Here is a 19,662-nt window from a genome sequence, read left to right on the forward strand (position 1 = left end):
TTTCACAGCCGAGGGATCACTAAAACGGAGAGTACCCATGAAATCCTTATTGTTTCCCGCAATAGCCGGGATGCTGACCGCAATGTCTGGCGCCGCGTTGGCCGATACCGCTGTCTCGGCGGTCACCGATCTCAATGTGCGCGCCGGCCCGGGTCCGCAATATCCGGTGATCGGCGTGCTCGCCGCGGGCCAGTCGGCGACGCTCAATGGCTGCATCGAAAACAGCAAATGGTGCACCATCGCCGAAGCCGGCGGCCAGGGCTGGGTCTATTCCGACTACGTCACCGCCGATTTCGGCGGCAGCCGTGTGGTGCTGACGCAGCGCCGCTCCGCTGTCGCCGTCGTCTCGCCGCCGGAGGACATCGGCAACTACTCCACCGACTATACCGGCGCGATCATCTCCAGTGATCCTGTCGTAGGCGAGTTCCCCGCGCCGCCGGCCGCGGTGCGGACCTATGTCGACACCCACCGCCTGGACCCTGTCTATCTCGACGGCGAGGTGGTCACCGGCGCGACCCTGCCAGACACGGTCGAGCTGCGCGAAATTCCTGACTACAACTACCGTTATGTCTATGTGAACGGCCAGCGCGCGCTGATCGATCCGCAGACACGGCGCATCATGTACGTGGTGCGTTGATAGACGCCGGCGGTCGCCGTCGCGGCCGCTGGCGACACCTGGGTTGGCGATCGCGGCAGGCTGGCCAGCGCCGGGTGCCGCGGCTGCCAGTTTGCGCCTGTCCCTGCTGATATTGATTTCGATTCCCGAGGCCATCGGCTAGATCCAGGAACGATGGATTGGGATCGAGGACAAGCGTGACAATCGACGACACTGCCTTCGAGCGCTATCGCAACGGCCCGAACGCCAGGACGACCTTGCCGCGCCTGTTGCTGGGAACGCTGATCGTCGTCCTGTTCTGGGGCGCCACCACCGCGGCGGTGCTGTTCGGCGGCAGCCATGTTTACTTCGCCTGGCAGGCGGCGGCTTCGCCATACGGCATGGAGGGCTTCCTTGCCTCGCCGATCGGCATCCTCAGCGCGCTCACCTCTTTCGCCGGTATCTGGATCGGCCTGTGGATCGCCATGCGCTGGGTGCATGGCGAGCCGCTGTCGGCCCTCCTCGGCACTGGCCGCCGCGTATCGCGGCCGGGCTTCCTCAAGGGGCTGATCGCGGTGCTGATCACCTCGGCTTTGTCCGAAATCCTGCTCTATCTGCTGGAGCCGGGGATCGCTCGCGGCACGATCAGCCTGTCGTCCTGGCTGTTGTTCGCGATCCCGATCGTCGCGCTCGTCTTGCTGCAGACCTCGTCGGAAGAGGTGCTGTTTCGTGGCTACCTGCTGCGCGGCCTGGCCAACCGGTTCCGCAACCCTTTCATCTGGGGGCTGCTGCCCGGCCTGCTGTTCACCTCGCTGCACTGGAGCGGCGGCTCCTCGGCCGCCATCAACGCCTGCGTCCTGGTCTCGATCGCCGCTTTCGCGCTGCTTCTGACGCTCGTGGTCTATGCCACCGGCAATCTCGGCGCGGCACTTGGCGTTCATCTCGGCAACAACCTGACCGGCTTCCTGCTGATCTCGCATCAGGAGAGCTACAATTCCTTCGCCTTGTTCACCGCCAAGCCGCTCGAAGGGCCGGGCTGGATGATGTCGGATGCCATTCTCATTGCCCTCATCGGCATCGCCTGCAGCCTGCTGACGATTGTCTTGCTGCTGCATCCGCGCTCGCCGCTGAGGGTTACGGCCGAGGTTACGGACGGCGCGCGTGCGGCCTGATCGCGGCCCGGGAAACGGCGTGACGCGGGCCTTGCCTTGACTCTCGCGCCGATTTCCTGTCTACAGCCCCCGAATTCCGCGACGAGTATCCCTCCGAGCAAGCCGACCAGGACGCCGAAGCCTCTTTGAGGCCAAGTGCTGTAAACAGATCCTGGAGGCCAACACCCGGCAGCGCTGTGCGCCCCCGGGTGCTTTTTGGTTTTGGGCTTTTGCTTGGACTGGCTTTTGCTTGGAGACTGGGCGCGAACGCATTACCTCTCGGATCGAATGAACCGGGATCGAAGGAAGCAAGATGTTTGAATCGCTGCAGGAGCGCCTTGGCTCCATCCTGAACGGCCTGACCGGCCGCGGCGCGCTGTCGGAGGCTGATGTCTCGGCGGCGTTGCGCGAGGTGCGCCGTGCGCTGCTCGAGGCCGACGTGGCGCTGGAAGTGGTGCGCTCCTTCACCGACAAGGTGCGCGAGAAGGCCGTCGGCGCGGCGGTGCTCAAGTCGATCAAGCCGGGACAGATGGTCGTCAAGATCGTCCATGACGAGCTGGTCGACATGCTCGGCGCCGAGGGCGTCGCCATCGACCTCAACGCGCCGGCCCCGGTCGTCGTCATGATGGTCGGCCTGCAGGGCTCCGGCAAGACGACGACTTCGGCCAAGATCGCCAAGCGCCTGACCGAGCGGCAGAACAAGAAGGTCCTGATGGCCTCGCTCGACACGCGGCGTCCCGCCGCGCAGGAGCAGCTGCGCCAGCTCGGCGAGCAGGTCAAGGTCGCGACGCTGCCTGTGATATCAGGCCAGAACCCGGTCGATATCGCCAAGCGCGCCGTGCAGGGGGCCAAGCTCGGCGGCCATGACGTCGTAATCCTCGACACCGCCGGCCGCACCCATATCGACGAGCCGCTGATGGTCGAGATGGCCGACATCAAGAAGGTGTCGAGCCCGCACGAAATCCTGCTGGTCGCCGACTCCCTGACCGGCCAGGACGCCGTCAACCTGGCGAAAAGCTTCGACGAGCGCGTCGGCATCACCGGCCTGGTGCTGACCCGCATGGACGGCGACGGCCGTGGCGGCGCCGCGCTTTCGATGCGCGCCGTCACCGGCAAGCCGATCAAGCTGATCGGCACCGGCGAAAAGATGGACGGGCTGGAGGAATTCCACCCCAAGCGCATCGCCGACCGCATCCTGGGCATGGGCGACATCGTCTCGCTCGTCGAGAAGGCGGCGGAAAACATCGACGCCGAGCAGGCGGCGGCGATGGCCAAGAAAATGCAGTCGGGCAAGTTCGACCTGAACGATCTAGCCCAGCAGCTTCAGCAGATGTCGAAAATGGGCGGCATGGGCGGCATCATGGGCATGATGCCCGGCATGGGCAAGATGAAGGACCAGATGGCCGCGGCCGGCCTCGACGACAAGATGTTCGGCCGCCAGCTCGCCATCATCTCCTCGATGACCAAGGCCGAGCGCGCCAATCCCGACATGCTGAAACACTCGCGCAAGAAGCGCATCGCCGCCGGCTCCGGCACCGATGCCGCCGAGATCAACAAGCTGCTCAAGATGCATCGCGGCATGGCCGACATGATGAAGGCGATGGGCGGCAAGGGCAAAGGCGGCGGCTTGATGCGCGGCATGATGGGCGGTCTTGCCTCCAAGATGGGCCTCGGCGGCATGATGCCTGGTGGCATGGGCGGCATGATGGGCGGCGGCATGCCCGATCTGTCGAAGATGGACCCCAAGCAGCTCGAAGCCTTGCAGAAGCAGGCGCAGGCCGCCGGCCTCGGCGGCATGAAGGGCTTGCCCGCCCCGGGCGGCGCTGGCCTGCCGGGCTTGCCCGGCGGCATGAAACTTCCGGGGCTGCCCGGCCTTGGCGGCGGTGGCGGTCTGCCGGGTCTGGGCAAGAAGAAGTGAGGACAAGGATGAACGAAGAAAAGGACATGGCCGACGCCCGCATCATCCTGGCCGGCTACCGCGCCTCGATCGACAACATCGATGCAGCCCTCATCCATATGCTGGCCGAGCGCTTCCGCTGCACCAAGGCGGTCGGCGTGCTCAAGGCCGAGCATGGCCTGCCGCCAGCCGACCCGGCGCGCGAGCAGCAGCAGATCGCGCGTCTCCGCCAGCTGGCGCATGACGCGCATCTCGACCCCGATTTCGCGGAGAAATTCCTCAACTTCGTCGTCCGCGAAGTGATCCGCCACCACGAACAGATCGCCGCTTCGAGCAGCGGCGGGTCAAAAAACTCGCTGCCAACGGCGTGACGAAAACCGGCTGATGACCAGCCTCGATTAATCAACGAAATCAATGCTTTTAGGAGAAAAGAAATGGCACTGAAGATCAGACTGGCCCGTGCGGGCTCGAAGAAGCGTCCTTACTACCACGTCGTCGTCGCCGACGCCCGTTCGCCGCGCGACGGCCGGTTCATCGAGTCGCTCGGCTCGTGGAACCCGCTGCTGCCGAAGGACGGCGAGCGCATCAAGGTCGACGCCGACCGCGTCAAGCATTGGCTGTCGCACGGCGCCCAGCCGACCGACCGCGTGCTGCGCTTCCTCGACGAAGCCGGCCTTGCCAAGCGCGAAGCCCGCTCCAACCCGAAGAAGGCCGAGCCCGGCAAGAAGGCGCAGGAACGCGCCGCCCTGCTGAAGAAGGCCCAGGAAGACGCCGCTGCCGCCGTCGCCGCGGCCACTGCCGCACCGGCCGAAGCGGAAGCCGCCACGGCGGAGTAATCGCTTCCTATTCCTTGCGGAAACAGAACGGCGGGCCTGTGCCCGCCGTTCTGCTGTTTGCACTTGTCGCCGATCAATAGCCGCTCGGGCAGCGATCGACATAGGTGCGACCGTAGCGGTCGCGGTACCGGCATTGGCCGCTTTCGCTGGCATGGCCGATCAGCGCCCCGGCCACCGCGCCGACAGCGCCGCCGACGACTGCGCCCTGCACCGGGTCACCAGCCACCGCTGCGCCGACCGCGGCGCCGCCAAGACCACCGACGGCCGCGCCTTTCTCCGTTTGCGAACAGGCGCCGAGCGCCGTCGTCAGCACCAGAATGGTCAGGATTTTCTTCATTTGTCGTTCCTCTCTCATGCGGGTCGCCGTCTCGCCGCCAAGGGCTTAACTCTCGGGCGGCTAATTTGATCCCGAGAGAATCAAGATCGCCACGGCAGCCAGCAGCGGGTGGCGCGGAACTGCTATCGGCTGAGCGGGATCACAGCGCGCACCCTGGGATCGCGCAGATAGAGGCCGCCCCACAGGATGATGCCGAGATAAACGCCGAACAGCGTGTGCGAAAACAGCGGATTGCCGATACGCGCATTGGTGGCGATGGCGCCGCCCATATAGGCGGTGAGCAGGATGGCGCCGAGCACGGAGGTGCGCGGCAGTGCGTAGAGCGCGGTCGAGACCAGGCCGATAACACCCAGCATGCGCGCGACGTTGGCGTCGGCCGGCCAGCCGAGCGGCACCATCGTCTGGGTGACGATATCGAGCGGCGGCAGCTTGATGGCGCCGTCGAAGATCATGAACAGGACGATGAGGCCGCTGAGCACGCGGCCGGTCCACAAGGCGCCGGATGAGACGGGCGCGATTTCGGAAATGCTCATAGGTGTTCCCTCCGGTTGGTCAGCCCCTTTTTCAGCGTGGTCGAACCAAGGACGTGCCGTGAGGCGTCGGTCCGACAAGTGTCCGGATTCTTTGACGATGCGGCCCTACGAGAAGTAAAACTTTTCGGCCGGCAGCATCTTTGGCGGCGTTTCGCCCAGGGCCTCGAACACAGAGATTTCACAGACCCGGCACAGGCCGTCGAGCGCGAGGTCGTTGGCTTCGGTGCCGAACGGATCCTCGAGTTCTTCCGAAAGCGCGTCGAGGCCGAAGAAGGTGTAGGCGATCAGCGCGGTGAACAATGGCGTCGCCCAGCCGGTGGTCGAGATCAGGCCGATCGGCAACAGCAGGCACACGATGTAGGCCGTGCGGTGCACCAGCAGCGTGTAGGCGAAGGGCAAGGGCGTGCCGGCGATCCGCTCGCAGCCGGCCTGGATGGCGGTGATTGATGCCAGCCTCTCATCCAGGATGCGGAAACCAATCGTGTCGAACTCGCCAATTTGGCGCTGCGCGTTGGCACGGCGGCCCATGCGCCTGACCATCTCGTCCGCCGGATTGGCGAAACGCGCCGCCGTCTCGGCTTCTGCCTCGATGAAGGCACGGACGTCCTTGACGCTGTCGATCCTGCGCAACTGGCCGCGCAGGAAATGACAGAAGGCCAACGCCTCCATCAGCAGGGCGCGTTGCTCGGTCCGATCGGGGATGAGGCTGGTCGTGGCGCGGGCCAGATTGCGGATTTCGAAGACCAGCGCGCCCCACAGCTTGCGCGCCTCCCACCAGCGGTCATAGGCGGCGTTGTTGCGAAACGACAGATAGATCGACAAGGTCACGCCGACCAGGCCGAAGGGCGTGATGTTGAAGACGCCGAGATCGAGCTGGAACCAGCGCGCCACGACGAGGATGACCACCGAATAGATCGCGAAGCCGAAAATCTGCGGCAGGATGCGTGGCACCACCGAGCCGCGCATGATGAAGAACAACTGCAGGAAGGTGGGGCGCGGGCGAACGATCATCGATGGCCTTTCACGGACCGGCGTCGGCCCTCAGATCCTCTATTGTGCGATGCGCCAGATGCGCAAGCGCAGCCGCCAACGGCATCGCCATGTCGTCCACACGGTGTGCGGACTACCGGTGTGTGCTGGTTGCGGATATTGAGAAGCCTGCCGCCGTCCCGATACAGGCGAGAAAAATGACCGGCGAGACCGATCTGAGGACTCTGTTGGCGTCGATGACGCCGGAATTGCTTGATGGCACCTATGTCTTTGCCACGCTGAAGCCCGGCATTCCGCGGCCCGAAGGCCTGGAGCCGGTGATGGTGTTTCGCGAGCGCGAAGGCACGGCCCTGATCGTGACCGAGGAAGCCGCGCAGACCATGGGGCTGGCGGCCTCGTTCCGCTGCCGGATGATCACGCTGAACATCCACTCCTCGCTGGAAGCGGTCGGCTTCCTTGCCGCCATCACCGCGCGCCTCGCCGCCGCCGGCATGGGCGTCAATCCGGTCTCGGCTTTTTATCACGACCATCTGTTCGTGCCGGCCGAGCGGGCGGAAGAGGCGATGGCATTGTTGCTAAGGCTGGCGGAGGACAGCGCGACCTGAAATCAGCGCCTGCGGACATAAAGAATGTCCGGCAGCCCTTCCTCGTTGGTCGTGCCGTCGCCGAACGCCTCCGCCTGGAACCCATGGCGCTCATAGAACCGCCGGGCGCCGGTATTGGCCTGGAAGCAATGGAGTTTGACTTGAGGCAGCGCGGCGGTCGCGTCCATCAGCAGCCGGCTGCCGATGCCTTGCCCGGTCGATGCCGGGTCGAGATAGAGCTGTTCCACCCAATCGCCGATGACGGCGATGAAGCCGGCAATGTCGGCGCCGTCCTCGGCGACCGTGACCTGCTGGTTGGGCAACACGATATCGCGGATGAAGGCGAGGTCCTCGGCCGGGGTGTGAATGACCGGCATCCAATCGAAGGAGTTGAGCGCCGCCCGCAATATTCTGGCGATGGCGGCTGCATCGGAAGCGACGGCCGGGCGCAGAGCAATTTTGGCGCTATCAATCATACCAAGCCCCGCGACGAAAGCGGATTTCGCGGCCGGCGCCGCCCCTCATCCGCCTGCCGGCACCTTCTCCCCGTATAGTGACGGGGAGAAGGGAGCTAACGGCCGAACGCCGAGCCCGCGACGGCGGGCCGCCGGTTGTCAGGCGCCCCCGCGGAGGGCCAGCCGCAGCAGCGGCGGTGCGGCCCGTGAGCGAAAAATTATGCCGCCTTCTTCTTCGGCTGGATCAGGCCGCGCTCGACCAGCAGCTCGGCGATCTGCACCGCGTTCAACGCCGCGCCCTTGCGCAGATTGTCGGAGACGATCCACATCGACAGGCCGTTGTCGATGGTCGAATCCTCGCGGATGCGCGAGATGAAGGTGGCGTCCTCGCCGGCCGATTCGAGCGGCGTGATGTAGCCGCCGTCCTCGCGCTTGTCCAAGACCTGGCAGCCCGGCGCCTCGCGCAGGATGTCGCGCGCCTCGTCGGCGGTGATCGGCTTTTCGAACTCGATGTTGACCGCTTCCGAGTGGCCGATGAACACCGGCACGCGCACGCAGGTCGCCGTCAGCTTGATCTTGGGGTCGAGCATCTTCTTGGTCTCGGCGACCATCTTCCATTCTTCCTTGGTGGAACCGTCGTCGAGGAAGACGTCGATATGCGGAATGACATTGAAGGCGATGCGCTTGGTGAACTTCTTGACGTCGACCTGGTCGGCGACGAACACCGCGCGTGTCTGCGTGAACAGTTCGTCCATGCCTTCCTTCCCGGCGCCCGACACCGACTGGTAGGTGGCGACGACGACGCGCTTGATGGTGGCGGCGTCATGCAGCGGCTTCAGCGCCACGACGAGCTGCGCCGTCGAGCAGTTCGGGTTGGCGATGATGTTCTTGCGCGTGAACAGCGAGATCGCGTCCGGATTCACTTCAGGCACGATCAGCGGCACGTCCTGGTCGTAGCGGAAGGCCGACGAATTATCGATGACGACGCAGCCTTGCTTGCCGATCTTCGGCGACCATTCCTTGGAGACGTTGCCGCCGGCCGACATGATACAGATGTCGGTGTCGGAAAAATCATACTGGTCGAGCGGCCTGACCTTCAGCGTGCGGTCACCGAACGACACTTCCGTGCCCATGCTTCGCCGCGAGGCCAGCGCCACGACTTCGCTGACCGGAAAGCCGCGCTCTTCCAGTATGTTGAGCATTTCCCGGCCCACATTGCCCGTGGCGCCGACGACTGCAACCTTGAAACTCATAGAAATCTCCTGTCCCTCTCCGCTTGGTTTTTGGAGAAAACCCGCCGGCCAAGTGCGGGTTCCGTCCCCCGGGCCGGACCCGGGAGAGGGTGGTTAGGCCAAGGGAATCACACCGTTTTGGTGGTGGTTTTTTTGGCCATGGTTTTGCTGGAACGAGCGGACGCGCCGACACGCCCGGCCCAATGGTTCGCATTGAGGCTGGGGGCATCGAATGCAAGATGAGCCATCAAAAGGCCGCGCATCGAAAAACGATCCCGTTCGAAGCGGGCTTTTACGCGGTTTCGATAAAGAGTCAATTGGCGCGCCCTTCCTTCTCCCCGTCACTATACGGGGAGAAGGTGCCCGAAGGGAGGATGAGGGGCGGCGCTGACGTTGGCAGATAGCTCGTCCGGAGTGAGCCTCCTCGCCTTACCTATCAGCATTCGCGCCGCCCCTCACCTGCCTGCCGGCATCCTCTCCCCGTATAGTGACGGGGAGAGGGGCGCTCCCTCCAGCGGTTTCGCCAATCGCCGTGCTACGCAGCACCCTGTACAAGAAGGGCGGCAGGAAGTACGAACGGCCAAGATTGTTCGGCTGGCGCGGCGCCAGCCCCGGCATGTGCTCCATGATGAGCGCAGAACCCTGAATTCCGAAAGAACGAGATGTCCAACTTCGATGGTATTGTTCCCGCGCTGGCCCAAGCGCTGGAAAAACGCGGCTATTCCGACCTGACGCCGGTGCAGAAGGCGGTACTGGAACTCGGCCAGGCCGACGCGCTGGTGTCGGCCCAGACCGGCTCGGGCAAGACCGTGGCCTTCGGCCTTGCCATGGCGCCGACGCTGCTCGACGGCGCGGAACGTTTCGGCCCGGCCGCGGCGCCGCTGGCATTGGCGGTGGCGCCGACGCGCGAGCTGGCGCTGCAGGTGACGCGCGAGCTCGAATGGCTCTACGAGCCGACCGGCGCCACGGTGGCGTCCTGCGTCGGCGGCATGGACATGCGCACCGAACGGCGCGCGCTGGAGCGCGGCGCCCATATCGTCGTCGGTACGCCCGGCAGGCTGCGCGACCACATCACCCGCAATTCGCTCGACATGTCGACGCTCAAGGCCGTGGTTCTCGACGAGGCCGACGAGATGCTCGATCTTGGCTTTCGCGAAGACCTCGAATTCATCCTCGACGCCGCGCCGGCCGACCGTCGCACGCTGATGTTCTCGGCCACCGTGCCGCGCTCCATCGCCACGCTCGCCCAGGGCTATCAGCGCGATGCCGTACGCATCTCGGCCGCCGGCGAGGAAAAGCAGCATCTCGACATCGAGTACCGGGCGCTGAATGTCGCCCAGGCCGACCGCGAGAACGCCATCATCAACGTTCTGCGCTTCTACGAGGCCAAGAACGCGCTGGTGTTCTGCAACACGCGCGCCGCCGTCAACCATCTGACCGCGCGCTTCAACAACCGCAATTTTTCCGTCGTGGCGCTCTCGGGCGAGCTCAGCCAGAACGAACGCAGCCACGCGCTGCAGGCGATGCGCGACGGCCGCGCCAAGGTCTGCATCGCCACCGATGTCGCGGCGCGCGGCATCGACCTGCCCAATCTCGAACTGGTGATCCACGCCGACCTGCCGACCAATCCGGAAACGCTGCTGCATCGCAGCGGCCGCACCGGGCGTGCCGGACGCAAGGGCGTCAGCGCACTGATTGTGCCGGGCAGCGCCCGCAGGCGCACCGAGCGGCTGCTGCAAAGCGCCAAGCTGACGGCGACATGGGCGAGCCCGCCCTCGGCCGACGACGTGATGCGGCGCGACGACGAGCGCATCCTTGCCGATCCGGCTTTCGACGAACCGGTGAAGGATGACGAGCGTGCATTCATCGACGCGCTGCTCGCCAGGCACGGCGCCGAACAGGTGGCGGCCGCCTTCGTGCGCCAGTGCCGCTCCAGCCGCTCGGCGCCCGAGGACCTCATGGACGTCGCGCCTTTCACACCTTCGCGCGAAAGACTGGCGGGCGAAAAGTTCGCGCACCGCGACGAGGCGCCCAGCCGCCGCGACGATTTCGGCGCCAGCGTCTGGTTCTCGCTCTCGGTGGGGCGCCGGCAGAATGCCGAGCCGCGCTGGCTGATCCCGATGCTGTGCCGTGCTGGCAGCATCTCGAAGCGCGAGATCGGCGCCATCAAGATGCAGCCGGAAGAGACGTTCGTGCAGATCGCCGCCGACTGGGCCGACCGGTTCGTGGCGGCAATCGGCCCCGACCGCAAATTGCAGGGCACCATCCTGGTGAAGCGGCTGGACGGCACGCCGGACCTGTCGCGGGCCGGCTATCAGCCGCCGAGCCCGGACAAGAAGCCGCATCGCGGCAAGGCGCCGTTCGATCCGAACGCGCCGAAGCGCAAATTCGACAAGCGTGCTCCGGCCTCGGTCGACCAGCGCCCGGCCGCCGCGCATGAGGCAAAGCCGTGGGCGAAAAAACCCAACAAGCCGAAATTCGAAAATACCGGCGCGCCGAAGCACAAGAAGACGAAGAAGCGTCCGTCGTAAGACCGACGCGAAAGCCGCGGATTTTGCGTCAGGCCGTCTCGGAATGTTGGCGGGCCGCGCTTTCCTTCAGGCCGGCCTTGATGGCGGCCCAGCTTGCCGATGCCGGCGTCGGCCGGTGGTTTTGGGCGATGCGCCCCGCCAGCGCGGATCGCCAGGCATGGTCTTCCGCCATTTTGCGGATCGCAGCGTACCAGCCGGCCTGGTCGTCGGGGTCGATCGCCGGCATCATTCCGCCGGTCGCCTCGATCAGTGACGGCGCGGTCGAGACGATGACCGGAACGCCGAAATCGAGACATTCCGAAGCGCCGTAGCCCCAGCCCTCTATATGCGAGGGAAAGACGCCGAAAGCGGCCCTGCGATAATAGCCGATGAGCTCCTCGTCGCTGACCAGCCCGGTGAACGTGACCGACTGGAGCAGCTCGGGATGCACCGCGAGATAGGCGCGCAGCGGCTCGATCATCCAGCCCCAGCGCCCGGCGCAGACAAGCCGCGGCAGTTTTACGCCTTCTTCCAGCGCCTGCTGCCAGATCCGGGCCAGCAATATGTGGTTCTTGCGCACTTCGATGGTCGAACAATAGATGACGAACGGTTCGCCGGTCTCGATGCGCGAGGTCGCGCCCATGCGCGAAGCGGTTTCGTGCAGGATCGAAGGCATCGGAAAGCGGTACACCACAGGCGCGGAGACGCCGGCCTTGCGCATGTGATCGGTCAGCGTCGCGCCAACCTCGTCGGAAGCGCAGAACGCCGGCGCGCCGCTGCGCACCAGCTGTTCGAGATAAGAGCCGAAACGGGTTTCGCCGATGCCCGAACCGACCAGGTCCGGGCGCAGCGCCGGGATGAGATCATGGCAAAGCAAGGCAAGCTTGCCGGCGACGCTTGAAACCGCGGAGCGGTCTTGCTGGGTCAGGACATGATGGCTGATCAGCACGAGGCCCGGCTCCGCCTCGGTGCTCCGGCCCGGAGCATCGGGCTCCACGCACAGCCGGATCCGCGCCCGCTGGTACAGGCGATAGGCGCGGATCAGCAGCTGCGTCGCCTGGTAGGCAGCCCCTTTGCGGCCGCTTGTCACCGTCTTGGCAAGATGGCGGTCCGTCTCGCGCTTGTGCCATGGCTGTTGCCTCACCGCAGCCAAAGCCTGCGACAGGGCCGTGCGTCTTCCCGGCCACTGTTTGGCGCGGTGCGGTGAAATCCGGCCCGTCGCGACGTGATCCAGTTCATAGGGGGCAAGCGGCCGAAACTTGCCCTCGTTCGGCCTGAACGCCACCACCTCCACGCAAGGATCGGGATCCGCCAGCGCCGCGTTGACGAGAAAGCTCTCCACGCGCGGAATGCCCGCCAGGCCCTTGCCGGCCGGCCACAACATCAGCCCGGTGACGTCGATGGCCAATGTGGGGGAGGCCGATGTCGAAGGCGTCGCGGTCTTACCGTCCTCGATCACAGCGCCGGCATCGGAACGTTCGACTGTCATTGTCTGCTTTGGCGAAACGGTTGCACTCGATGTCTTATGCTTCATTTGCCGGGGAAGCGGTAGCCTGGGAACACGGCTTGCCCCCAGGCTCAGCCCTGTGCCACACCTTCACTGGGACGCGGCGACAAGCGGGTGGGTCATGCGCGGCGAAGTGCTTCACTACGACGAGGTCCAGGGCTTCGGTTTCATCACCGGAGCCGATGGCAACCGCTACACTTTCACCCGGGAGAACCTTCGCCGGCAAACCACGATGCCCACTGGCACGCTGGTCGAATTCCAGGCCAGCGGCGGCCAGGCGCGTGACGTTTTTTCGATCTCCGCCCGGGCGGCCAGCCCGGCCGCCGACGCCGGCGCAAGCCCCGCACCGGCTCAAACTGGTCCCGCGCCTGCGGCTGCCGCATCGCACGCGCAGCATTTCGGCCGGATGTGCGAGCCAACCGAACCCAGTGATCTCTGGAGCTATTTCTGGCGTGGACTGACGCAGAACTACTTCAACTTCGCCGGTCGCGCCCGCCGCAAGGAATATTGGGGCTACTGCCTGTTCTGGATGGTCTGCCTGCTGATCATCTTCGGCATCGGCATCTTCACCGATATCGAGATGGGCAATTTCGACACCGACGTCTCGGCGGCGGTCACCGTTGGCTTGTGCGGCACCTTCCTGCTGGCGACATTCCTGCCCGGCCTCGGCATGACCGTACGCCGGCTGCACGACATCGGCCTGTCGGGCTGGCTCTATCTGCTGATCCTCATTCCGAGCATCGGCAGCCTGATCATCCTGGTCTTCGCGCTGATCCCGACGCAGGCGCGGGAAAACCAATGGGGACCGGTGCCGGCGGGGGTCAGAATCTAGCCAGCGTGCATATTGCGGAGGATTAGGTCACTCCCAGGATCCACCGTGGGCCGGAGGTCATCATGGCTGAAGATTTCTCTTGCAATTTAATCCGTGCACAGATAGTCTGTGCACGGATCGAATAATCGATCACGCAAGACGGATGGAGCAAGACGATGTGGACCAATGAATACACCGCGACTTCCCCGCTTCCGGCGCAAGCCATCTGGAACGCGCTCAGGGCATTGCATGAAGGCCGCCTGACCTATGAGGGCTCCGACACCTTCGTGCTGCACGGGCCGTTCGCCAAGGGCACCCGCGTCTCGGTGACACCGGTCGGTCAGGACACATTCGAATCGGTCATCGTCGATCTCGTCGACAACGTGACCTATGCCGACGAAACCTCGTTCGGCGACACGACGCTGCTGTTCCGGCACACGCTGGTGCCGGTCGAAGGCGGCACGCAGGTGACGCACCGGCTCGATATCTCGGGCCCTTCGGCCGCCGAGGTCGGCCCGGAACTCGGGCCGCAGATCAGCGGCGATTTCGACGTCTCGATGGCCAAGCTGTTCGAGCAAGCGGAGGCGTTGGCGAAGAATGGCTGACGGTCAGGATTTGAACACCCGCTTCAGCGGACCTTCGGAGAGCCCCGGCTTGCTGCTCTGGCGAACCACCATGCGCTGGCAGCGCGTCATGACGGCGGCGCTGGCGCCGCTCGACCTGACGCATGTCCAGTTCGTGCTGCTCGCATCGGCGATGTGGCTCGGCCGCGATGGCGAGCCGCCCAACCAGGTGCAGCTCGCCGCCCAGGCCGGCACTGAGGTGAAGATGACCTCGGATGTCATCGCCCGGCTGGAAGCCAAGGGATTGATCGCACGCGAGGCTGATCCCCGGGATTCCCGGGCCAAGGTGATCCGCGTCACATCAGCCGGGGCGGCGGCGGCGCAGCGCGCCATTGTCGCCGTCGAGGCCGCCGACGCGGCCTTCTTCGAACCGGTGGACGAGGCGAGGCTCGTCGGCCTGCTGCGTCAGCTTGCCGGCGAGATCCGCTGAGGCCGAACGAGCGTTACGCCAGGAATTTGGCGATGATCGCGTCGCCCATCTCGACCGTACCGACCTCGGTCATGCCCGGCCAGAAAATATCCTTGGTGCGCAGGCCCTGGTCGAGCACCGCGGCGATTGAAGCTTCGAGCTTGTCGGCTTCATCGACCATGCCGAAGGAATAGCGCAGGCACATGGCGAAGGAGGCGATCATGGCGATCGGATTGGCGATGCCCTTGCCGGCAATGTCGGGCGCCGAGCCGTGCACCGGCTCATAGAGCGCCTTGCGCTTCTTGGTCTTCACGTCGGGCGCGCCGAGCGAGGCCGACGGCAGCATGCCGATCGAGCCGGTCAGCATGGCGGCGATGTCGGACAGCATGTCGCCGAACAGATTGTCGGTGACGATGACGTCGAACTGCTTTGGCCAGCGCACCAGCTGCATGCCGCCGGCGTCCGCCAGCATATGGTCGAGCTTGACGTCGGAATAGCGCGCCTTGTGGGTCTGGGTGACGACTTCGTTCCACAGCACGCCAGACTTCATGACGTTGCGCTTTTCCATTGAGGTGACGTGGTTCTTGCGGGTCCGCGCCAGCTCGAAGGCGACGCCCGAAATGCGCTCGATCTCGAACGTGTCGTAGACCTGCGTGTCGATGCCGCGCTTCTGGCCGTTGCCGAGATCGATGATCTGCTTGGGCTCGCCGAAATAGACGCCGCCGGTCAGCTCGCGCACGATGAGGATGTCGAGGCCTTCGACCACTTCCTGCTTCAACGAGGAAGATGCCGCCAGCGCCGGATAGCAGATTGCGGGCCTGAGATTGGCGAACAGCTCCAAGTCCTTGCGCAGGCGCAAGAGTCCGGCCTCGGGGCGCACCTCGTAAGGCACCGCATCCCACTTCGGCCCGCCGACGGCACCGAACAGCACCGCGTCCGCCGCCATCGCCTTTTCCATGTCGGCATCGGAGATCGCCGCGCCATGCGCATCGTAGGCACAGCCGCCGACAAGGCCCTCATCGGTGACGAAGCCGCTGCCGAGCTTTTCGTTCATCGCCGCGATCAGCTTCTTGACCTCGGCCATGGCCTCGGGGCCGATGCCGTCGCCGGGGAGCAGGAAAAGATGCTTCGTTGCCATGGAGAAAACCGTCCCAGAAAGATTTGAACCGCGGCCTTGCTAAACGCCAAGTGGTTGCAGCGCAAGCCGTATCGGGGAGGGAGAACGCCGCGATGCGAACAAGGGCATCGTCGGCGATCCTTCGCGCCCCCCTCTGTCCTGCCGGGATGCCCAAGTTACTGCCCCATGGAAGATGCCCTCACCGGTGCGAGAGAATGTTGACCAGCCGGCCGAGGGGATCGCGCACATAGAAGCGCCGCACGCCCCAGGGTTCGTCGGCAGGCCCATATTCGATGGCGAAACCGGCGGCCTGTATCGCTTCGAGCGCCGCATCGACATCGTCGACTTCGATCGACAGGTCCGGCACCGGCGTGCCGGACCCGCCTTGCGCCATGAAGCTGACCTGCACCTGCATCGTCTCCCCGGAGCCGTAGGTGGCGATCCAGCCCTGGTCCATGAGCAGATCGAGGCCGAGCACATCGTGGTAGAAACGGCTGGCCGCCGCCGCGTCCCGTGTCTCGATATTGGCCACGATGCGCCGGACCTTCATCGCCTTGGTCTCTCAGGCGGTACGCCGCAGCGCCGTCACCTCGATCTCGATCTTCATTTCCGGTTTGTTCAGCTGGCACACGATCATCGTCGCCGCCGGCCTGATGTCGCCGAACGTCTCGCCGAGGATCGGGAAGACGACATCCACGAAGGCCTGGTCAGTGATGTAGTAATGCGCCCGCACCACGTCCGCCATCTCGAAGCCGCCGTCCCCGAGTGCCTTGCCGATCGTCGCCAGGCAGTTACGCGTCTGCGCCTCGACCGTCTCCGGCATCGTCATGGTGGCGTAGTCGTAGCCGGTCGTCCCGGACACGAAACACCAGTCGCCCTGCACCACGGCACGCGAATAGCCGGCTGTCTTTTCGAAAGGCGAACCGGTGGAGATGAGTTTGCGCATGAGGAGCCTCGCCATGATTGCAACCATTCTGTGGCGAAAACGCCGATCCTGCCATGGGCCAACACGAATGGATCGGCAGTGCAGAATCTGTGGCGTCGACGTGCCGCGCGATCGCGCGCACGCCGGGCGACGCCGGCCTCTATGATCCGGCATTCCACGACGCCTATCCGGCACCGGCCCAGAGGTCTGCATTGCCCGCCATGCGTCAGCCGGGTTGGTCCTTGGCCGATCCAGCCGTTTCTCCAGTGAAGACAACCCTTGTGCCTTTGTGCACCTCAAGGGCGAGATCTTCGGCATCCCAATTGGTCAACCTGATGCAACCATGCGAGAAGGTCTTCCCGATCTTGCCTGGTTCGGGCGTACCGTGAATCCCGTAACTTTCAATGGACAGATCGATCCAGACCGATCCGACAGGATTGTTGGGTCCGGCAGCGATGGTGAAGGGCCTTTTGGTTCTCACCCCCTTGAAGGCGAAGTGGGGATCATAGTGATAGGTGGGTTTGTGGACCACGCGTGTGACTTGTGCCTCACCGCTCGGCGCCGGCTTCTCTTCGCTTCCAATCGAGGCGGGGTAGACCGAAACCACTTTGCCGGAATTGTCGAGAACGCGAACTTGGCGCGCGGCCTTGTCGACTTCGACGCTGGCAACGGCTGAGGGCGGATCGCCTCGGGCGACAGCCGGCACCAGCAGCTTTGCGCCCGCCGTCCTGAAGCCGATGCCCGGGTTGAGCCTTCGCAGCAATTGTTCGCTGATGTGGAGGCGCTCCGCGATCCGTTCCAGCGAACTGCGATAGCCGAGCCTGCGCAGGTGAGCCATTCTTTCCATGCTGGCCGGAATGCGCTTGGTAAACGGTCCACGCACGTCCTTGCGCGTCAGCTCGTAGTTCACAAGAACCGTGCCGCCTTGCGAGGTTGCTACCAGCTTGTCCCAGGTCTCCCGGTTGAGCTTGCCATCGGCGGGCAGAGCGTTGGCCGCTTGAAATGCCCGCACCGCCTTGGTGAAGTTCTCCGCCTGGTGGCCGTCAATGAGGCCCGGCGAGAACCGCGCGCGATCCAAAAGGATCTGTGCCTTCAGCACGGTCGCATCGACGCCCTTCGTTGCGGCGTCGCCAAATTGAGCATTGTTGACGGTGGCTGCGTCCAGCTTTGCCGCCTCTGTGGCGCCAGCCGCGAAGGCGAACAAAACAAGCGCCAGAAGACCGAGTCTGACCATCAATGTTACTCCAGGCACTGCCGCGCGAAGCTGCTTCTATGACGCCGCGCGGCCGATCTGGTTCCATTTGTCCCAGCGAATATCGCCGTTGAGTCTGGTTGGGCAGAAGGCCATCCTTGATCTCCGTGCCGGCGACCGGCGGCGCTCAAAGGAAAGAACGGCGTATAAACCGCGGTCCCGCGCGTCGGCATCCGCGGTGGCCGCATGTGGTGCGAATTTGACCTGCTTGATCGGCTTGGCGTCTGATTCGCCTGCTGCGTGAAACAAAGGGACAGAGACTGGAGTGCGCCGTGTTTTCGCCGGAAATGCCCCGGTTAGTTCGCCGACCCCAGCGCCTTGTCCAGCGCTTTCTTCACATCGGCCGGCCATGTCGCCACCGGCGGCCAGGCGTTCGGTTGGCCATTGTCGCCGCGACGGGCGAAGTAGAGTTGGTGCTTGGCCGGGTCGACCGCCATGAAGCCGTCATTGCCGCCGCAATCATGCGGCACGCAGCCGCTGGCGTAGAAGGCGCCGGACGCGGTCTTTTCCGTGCCGCCGCCGACCAGCAGGCTGGTCGCCATGTCGGGCATGTCCTTGCCGAGCAGTTTCTGGGCTTCCTTGTAGACGGCCTCATTGTGGAAGGCGTCGATGATGTTGTCGTATTTCGACGGGTCGATATCCTTCCAGTCCGTGCCGGGCTCCGGCATGTAGGCCAGATTGCCCGAAATGGTCAGTCCGCTCGCTGGCGACCATTGCAAAGCCGGCTTTTCATCGCCGGGCAAAAGATACGGCACGAAATAGATGGCGTTGTCGGACACCGCCGAGGGCGGCGCGCCGCACTCGTCCTGCTCGACCGTGATGCTCTGGATGGTGCCACCCTCCGGCTTCCAGACGATCACCTTGGCCGGGCCGCACTGGTTGCCGCCATCGCCGACATCGACCAGCGCCACATTGACGTCGCCGATCTTGACGATCTTGTCGAAAAAGACGTCATAGTTGCTGGCCAGCTGTTTGCCGTCATAGGACAGCACCTTCTCGCCGTCCTGCTCCGGTTGCCTGATGGTGAGTTGGCCGCCTTCGAACGGGATCGGCGCCTGCTTGTCGTCCTCGGAAGCGTCGGCAGCGTTCGTTCCCGTGTCCTGGTCGGTGGCTGGCTTTTCGGCCGCCGGCGCCTGCTCCGCGGCGGGCGTCTGGGTCTGGGTTTGCGCAAACGCGGTGGGTGCCAACAACAAGGCCACCCCGCAGGCGCCGGCCAGAAGCTGGTGTCTCATGACTGTCCCTCCCTCAGTCGCCGCCCGGCAGGAAAGGCCGGGCCTATCGGCCGCTCAGGCCCAGGGGCGCAGTTCGGCGTTCTTCTTCTCGAACGAGGCGATGGCGCCGGCCTTTTCCATGGTCAGGCCGATGTCGTCGAGCCCGTTGAGCATGCAATGCCGCTTGAAGTCGTCGAGATCGAAGGTCACGACGCCGCCGTCCGGGCCACGGATTTCCTTGGCTTCGAGATCGACCGACAGAGTTGCGTTGGAGCCGCGCGAGGCGTCGTCCATGAGCTTCTCCAGGTCCTCGGGGCTGACGGTGATCGGCAGCACGCCGTTCTTGAAGCAGTTGTTGTAGAAGATGTCGGCGAACGAGGTCGAGATGACGCAGCGTATCCCGAAATCGAGCAGCGCCCATGGCGCGTGCTCCCTGCTCGAGCCGCAGCCGAAATTGTCGCCGGCGACCAGGATCTGCGCCTTGCGGTAGGCCGGCTTGTTGAGCACGAAGTCCGGATTTTCCGAACCGTCGTCCTTGTAGCGCATCTCGGCAAACAGGCCGGTGCCAAGCCCCGTGCGCTTGATCGTCTTGAGATAATCCTTCGGGATGATCATGTCGGTGTCGACATTGACGATCGGCATGGGGGCGGCGACGCCGGTGAGCTTGGTGAATTTTTCCATGGCTTT

23 protein-coding genes are annotated in these 19,662 nt (G+C 64.7%); 10 read left to right on the forward strand and 13 right to left on the reverse strand.

Translation table 11 applies throughout. The annotated features are described in order from the left end of the window. Positions 1 to 37 precede the first annotated feature (37 nt). The 5 genes from EN845_RS23445 (at position 38) to rpsP (ending at position 4,479) form a co-directional block, all read left to right on the forward strand. Positions 38 to 637: a DUF1236 domain-containing protein gene (locus EN845_RS23445; RefSeq protein ID WP_127280417.1), complete on the forward strand. Its 600-nt coding sequence runs from the start codon at positions 38 to 40 to the stop codon at positions 635 to 637. Positions 638 to 813: 176 nt separating this feature from the next. Further along, the gene (locus EN845_RS23450) at positions 814 to 1,767 is read left to right on the forward strand and encodes a type II CAAX endopeptidase family protein (RefSeq protein WP_127872783.1); all 954 of its coding nucleotides are present in this window, start codon (positions 814 to 816) and stop codon (positions 1,765 to 1,767) included. 292 nt (positions 1,768 to 2,059) lie between these two features. Further along, entirely contained in the window at positions 2,060 to 3,664 is a 1,605-nt protein-coding gene (ffh, locus tag EN845_RS23455; RefSeq protein ID WP_127872782.1) for a signal recognition particle protein, read from the forward strand. A gap of 8 nt (positions 3,665 to 3,672) precedes the next feature. Then, the gene (locus EN845_RS23460) at positions 3,673 to 4,014 is read left to right on the forward strand and encodes a chorismate mutase (RefSeq protein ID WP_127279013.1); all 342 of its coding nucleotides are present in this window, start codon (positions 3,673 to 3,675) and stop codon (positions 4,012 to 4,014) included. Between the two features lie 63 nt (positions 4,015 to 4,077). Continuing rightward, positions 4,078 to 4,479, forward strand: a complete 402-nt coding sequence (rpsP, locus tag EN845_RS23465) for a 30S ribosomal protein S16 (protein ID WP_127279014.1) — start codon at positions 4,078 to 4,080, stop codon at positions 4,477 to 4,479. Positions 4,480 to 4,552: 73 nt separating this feature from the next. Here the strand turns inward: rpsP and EN845_RS23470 are convergent, their stop codons facing one another. The 3 genes from EN845_RS23470 to EN845_RS23480 form a co-directional block, all read right to left on the reverse strand. Then, on the reverse strand, positions 4,553 to 4,816 hold the full coding sequence (locus EN845_RS23470) for a YMGG-like glycine zipper-containing protein (RefSeq protein WP_127279015.1): 264 nt from the start codon (positions 4,814 to 4,816) through the stop codon (positions 4,553 to 4,555). A gap of 122 nt (positions 4,817 to 4,938) precedes the next feature. Then, positions 4,939 to 5,349 (reverse strand): DoxX family protein, encoded by a 411-nt coding sequence (locus EN845_RS23475; RefSeq protein ID WP_127872781.1) that lies wholly within the window; start codon positions 5,347 to 5,349, stop codon positions 4,939 to 4,941. A gap of 105 nt (positions 5,350 to 5,454) precedes the next feature. Further along, a complete protein-coding gene (locus EN845_RS23480) occupies positions 5,455 to 6,360 on the reverse strand; it encodes a bestrophin family ion channel (RefSeq protein WP_127872780.1) in 906 nt (301 codons plus the stop codon). 176 nt (positions 6,361 to 6,536) lie between these two features. Here EN845_RS23480 and EN845_RS23485 point away from each other — a divergent pair, with 176 nt between their 5' ends. Then, positions 6,537 to 6,944 carry an ACT domain-containing protein gene (locus EN845_RS23485; protein ID WP_127872779.1) on the forward strand — a complete coding sequence of 136 codons (408 nt, stop codon included), beginning with the start codon at positions 6,537 to 6,539 and terminating at the stop codon, positions 6,942 to 6,944. A gap of 2 nt (positions 6,945 to 6,946) precedes the next feature. Here the strand turns inward: EN845_RS23485 and EN845_RS23490 are convergent, their stop codons facing one another. The 3 genes from EN845_RS23490 to EN845_RS23500 form a co-directional block, all read right to left on the reverse strand. Further along, positions 6,947 to 7,399, reverse strand: a complete 453-nt coding sequence (locus EN845_RS23490; RefSeq protein ID WP_127872778.1) for a GNAT family N-acetyltransferase — start codon at positions 7,397 to 7,399, stop codon at positions 6,947 to 6,949. Between the two features lie 197 nt (positions 7,400 to 7,596). Continuing rightward, a complete protein-coding gene (locus EN845_RS23495) occupies positions 7,597 to 8,631 on the reverse strand; it encodes an aspartate-semialdehyde dehydrogenase (RefSeq protein ID WP_127279020.1) in 1,035 nt (344 codons plus the stop codon). 107 nt (positions 8,632 to 8,738) lie between these two features. Further along, positions 8,739 to 8,927, reverse strand: coding sequence for a hypothetical protein (locus tag EN845_RS23500; RefSeq protein ID WP_127279021.1), 189 nt, complete (start codon positions 8,925 to 8,927; stop codon positions 8,739 to 8,741). A gap of 345 nt (positions 8,928 to 9,272) precedes the next feature. Here EN845_RS23500 and EN845_RS23510 point away from each other — a divergent pair, with 345 nt between their 5' ends. Continuing rightward, positions 9,273 to 11,141 (forward strand): DEAD/DEAH box helicase, encoded by a 1,869-nt coding sequence (locus EN845_RS23510; RefSeq protein WP_127872776.1) that lies wholly within the window; start codon positions 9,273 to 9,275, stop codon positions 11,139 to 11,141. Positions 11,142 to 11,169: 28 nt separating this feature from the next. Here EN845_RS23510 and EN845_RS23515 read toward each other — a convergent pair whose 3' ends face one another. Continuing rightward, the gene (locus EN845_RS23515; protein ID WP_127872775.1) at positions 11,170 to 12,609 is read right to left on the reverse strand and encodes a glycosyltransferase; all 1,440 of its coding nucleotides are present in this window, start codon (positions 12,607 to 12,609) and stop codon (positions 11,170 to 11,172) included. Positions 12,610 to 12,748: 139 nt separating this feature from the next. Between EN845_RS23515 and EN845_RS23520 the strand changes: the two genes are divergently transcribed. The 3 genes from EN845_RS23520 to EN845_RS23530 all read left to right on the forward strand — a co-directional run bounded on the left by EN845_RS23520 (position 12,749) and on the right by EN845_RS23530 (position 14,491). Then, positions 12,749 to 13,459, forward strand: coding sequence for a DUF805 domain-containing protein (locus EN845_RS23520; RefSeq protein WP_127872774.1), 711 nt, complete (start codon positions 12,749 to 12,751; stop codon positions 13,457 to 13,459). A 155-nt stretch (positions 13,460 to 13,614) separates the two neighbouring features. Beyond that, positions 13,615 to 14,043, forward strand: a complete 429-nt coding sequence (locus EN845_RS23525; protein ID WP_127872773.1) for a polyketide cyclase — start codon at positions 13,615 to 13,617, stop codon at positions 14,041 to 14,043. Further along, entirely contained in the window at positions 14,036 to 14,491 is a 456-nt protein-coding gene (locus EN845_RS23530; protein ID WP_127872772.1) for a MarR family winged helix-turn-helix transcriptional regulator, read from the forward strand. The genes EN845_RS23525 and EN845_RS23530 overlap by 8 nt, the downstream gene beginning before the upstream one ends. 13 nt (positions 14,492 to 14,504) lie before the next feature. Here EN845_RS23530 and leuB read toward each other — a convergent pair whose 3' ends face one another. From leuB to leuD, 6 genes are all read right to left on the reverse strand, one after another. Next, positions 14,505 to 15,608: a 3-isopropylmalate dehydrogenase gene (gene leuB / locus EN845_RS23535; RefSeq protein WP_127872771.1), complete on the reverse strand. Its 1,104-nt coding sequence runs from the start codon at positions 15,606 to 15,608 to the stop codon at positions 14,505 to 14,507. Between the two features lie 178 nt (positions 15,609 to 15,786). Next, the gene (locus tag EN845_RS23540) at positions 15,787 to 16,137 is read right to left on the reverse strand and encodes a VOC family protein (RefSeq protein ID WP_127872770.1); all 351 of its coding nucleotides are present in this window, start codon (positions 16,135 to 16,137) and stop codon (positions 15,787 to 15,789) included. 12 nt (positions 16,138 to 16,149) lie between these two features. Continuing rightward, positions 16,150 to 16,533, reverse strand: a complete 384-nt coding sequence (locus tag EN845_RS23545; RefSeq protein WP_127276581.1) for a RidA family protein — start codon at positions 16,531 to 16,533, stop codon at positions 16,150 to 16,152. Between the two features lie 205 nt (positions 16,534 to 16,738). Continuing rightward, the gene (locus EN845_RS23550) at positions 16,739 to 17,746 is read right to left on the reverse strand and encodes a L,D-transpeptidase (protein WP_127872769.1); all 1,008 of its coding nucleotides are present in this window, start codon (positions 17,744 to 17,746) and stop codon (positions 16,739 to 16,741) included. 314 nt (positions 17,747 to 18,060) lie between these two features. Continuing rightward, on the reverse strand, positions 18,061 to 18,996 hold the full coding sequence (locus EN845_RS23555) for a hypothetical protein (protein ID WP_127872768.1): 936 nt from the start codon (positions 18,994 to 18,996) through the stop codon (positions 18,061 to 18,063). 54 nt (positions 18,997 to 19,050) lie between these two features. Continuing rightward, positions 19,051 to 19,656 carry a 3-isopropylmalate dehydratase small subunit gene (leuD, locus tag EN845_RS23560; RefSeq protein WP_127276567.1) on the reverse strand — a complete coding sequence of 202 codons (606 nt, stop codon included), beginning with the start codon at positions 19,654 to 19,656 and terminating at the stop codon, positions 19,051 to 19,053. Between the last annotated feature and the right edge of the window lie 6 nt (positions 19,657 to 19,662).

The sequence above is a fragment of the Mesorhizobium sp. M8A.F.Ca.ET.202.01.1.1 genome, assembly GCF_004791595.1.
In the GTDB taxonomy this organism is placed as follows: Bacteria; Pseudomonadota; Alphaproteobacteria; order Rhizobiales; family Rhizobiaceae; genus Mesorhizobium.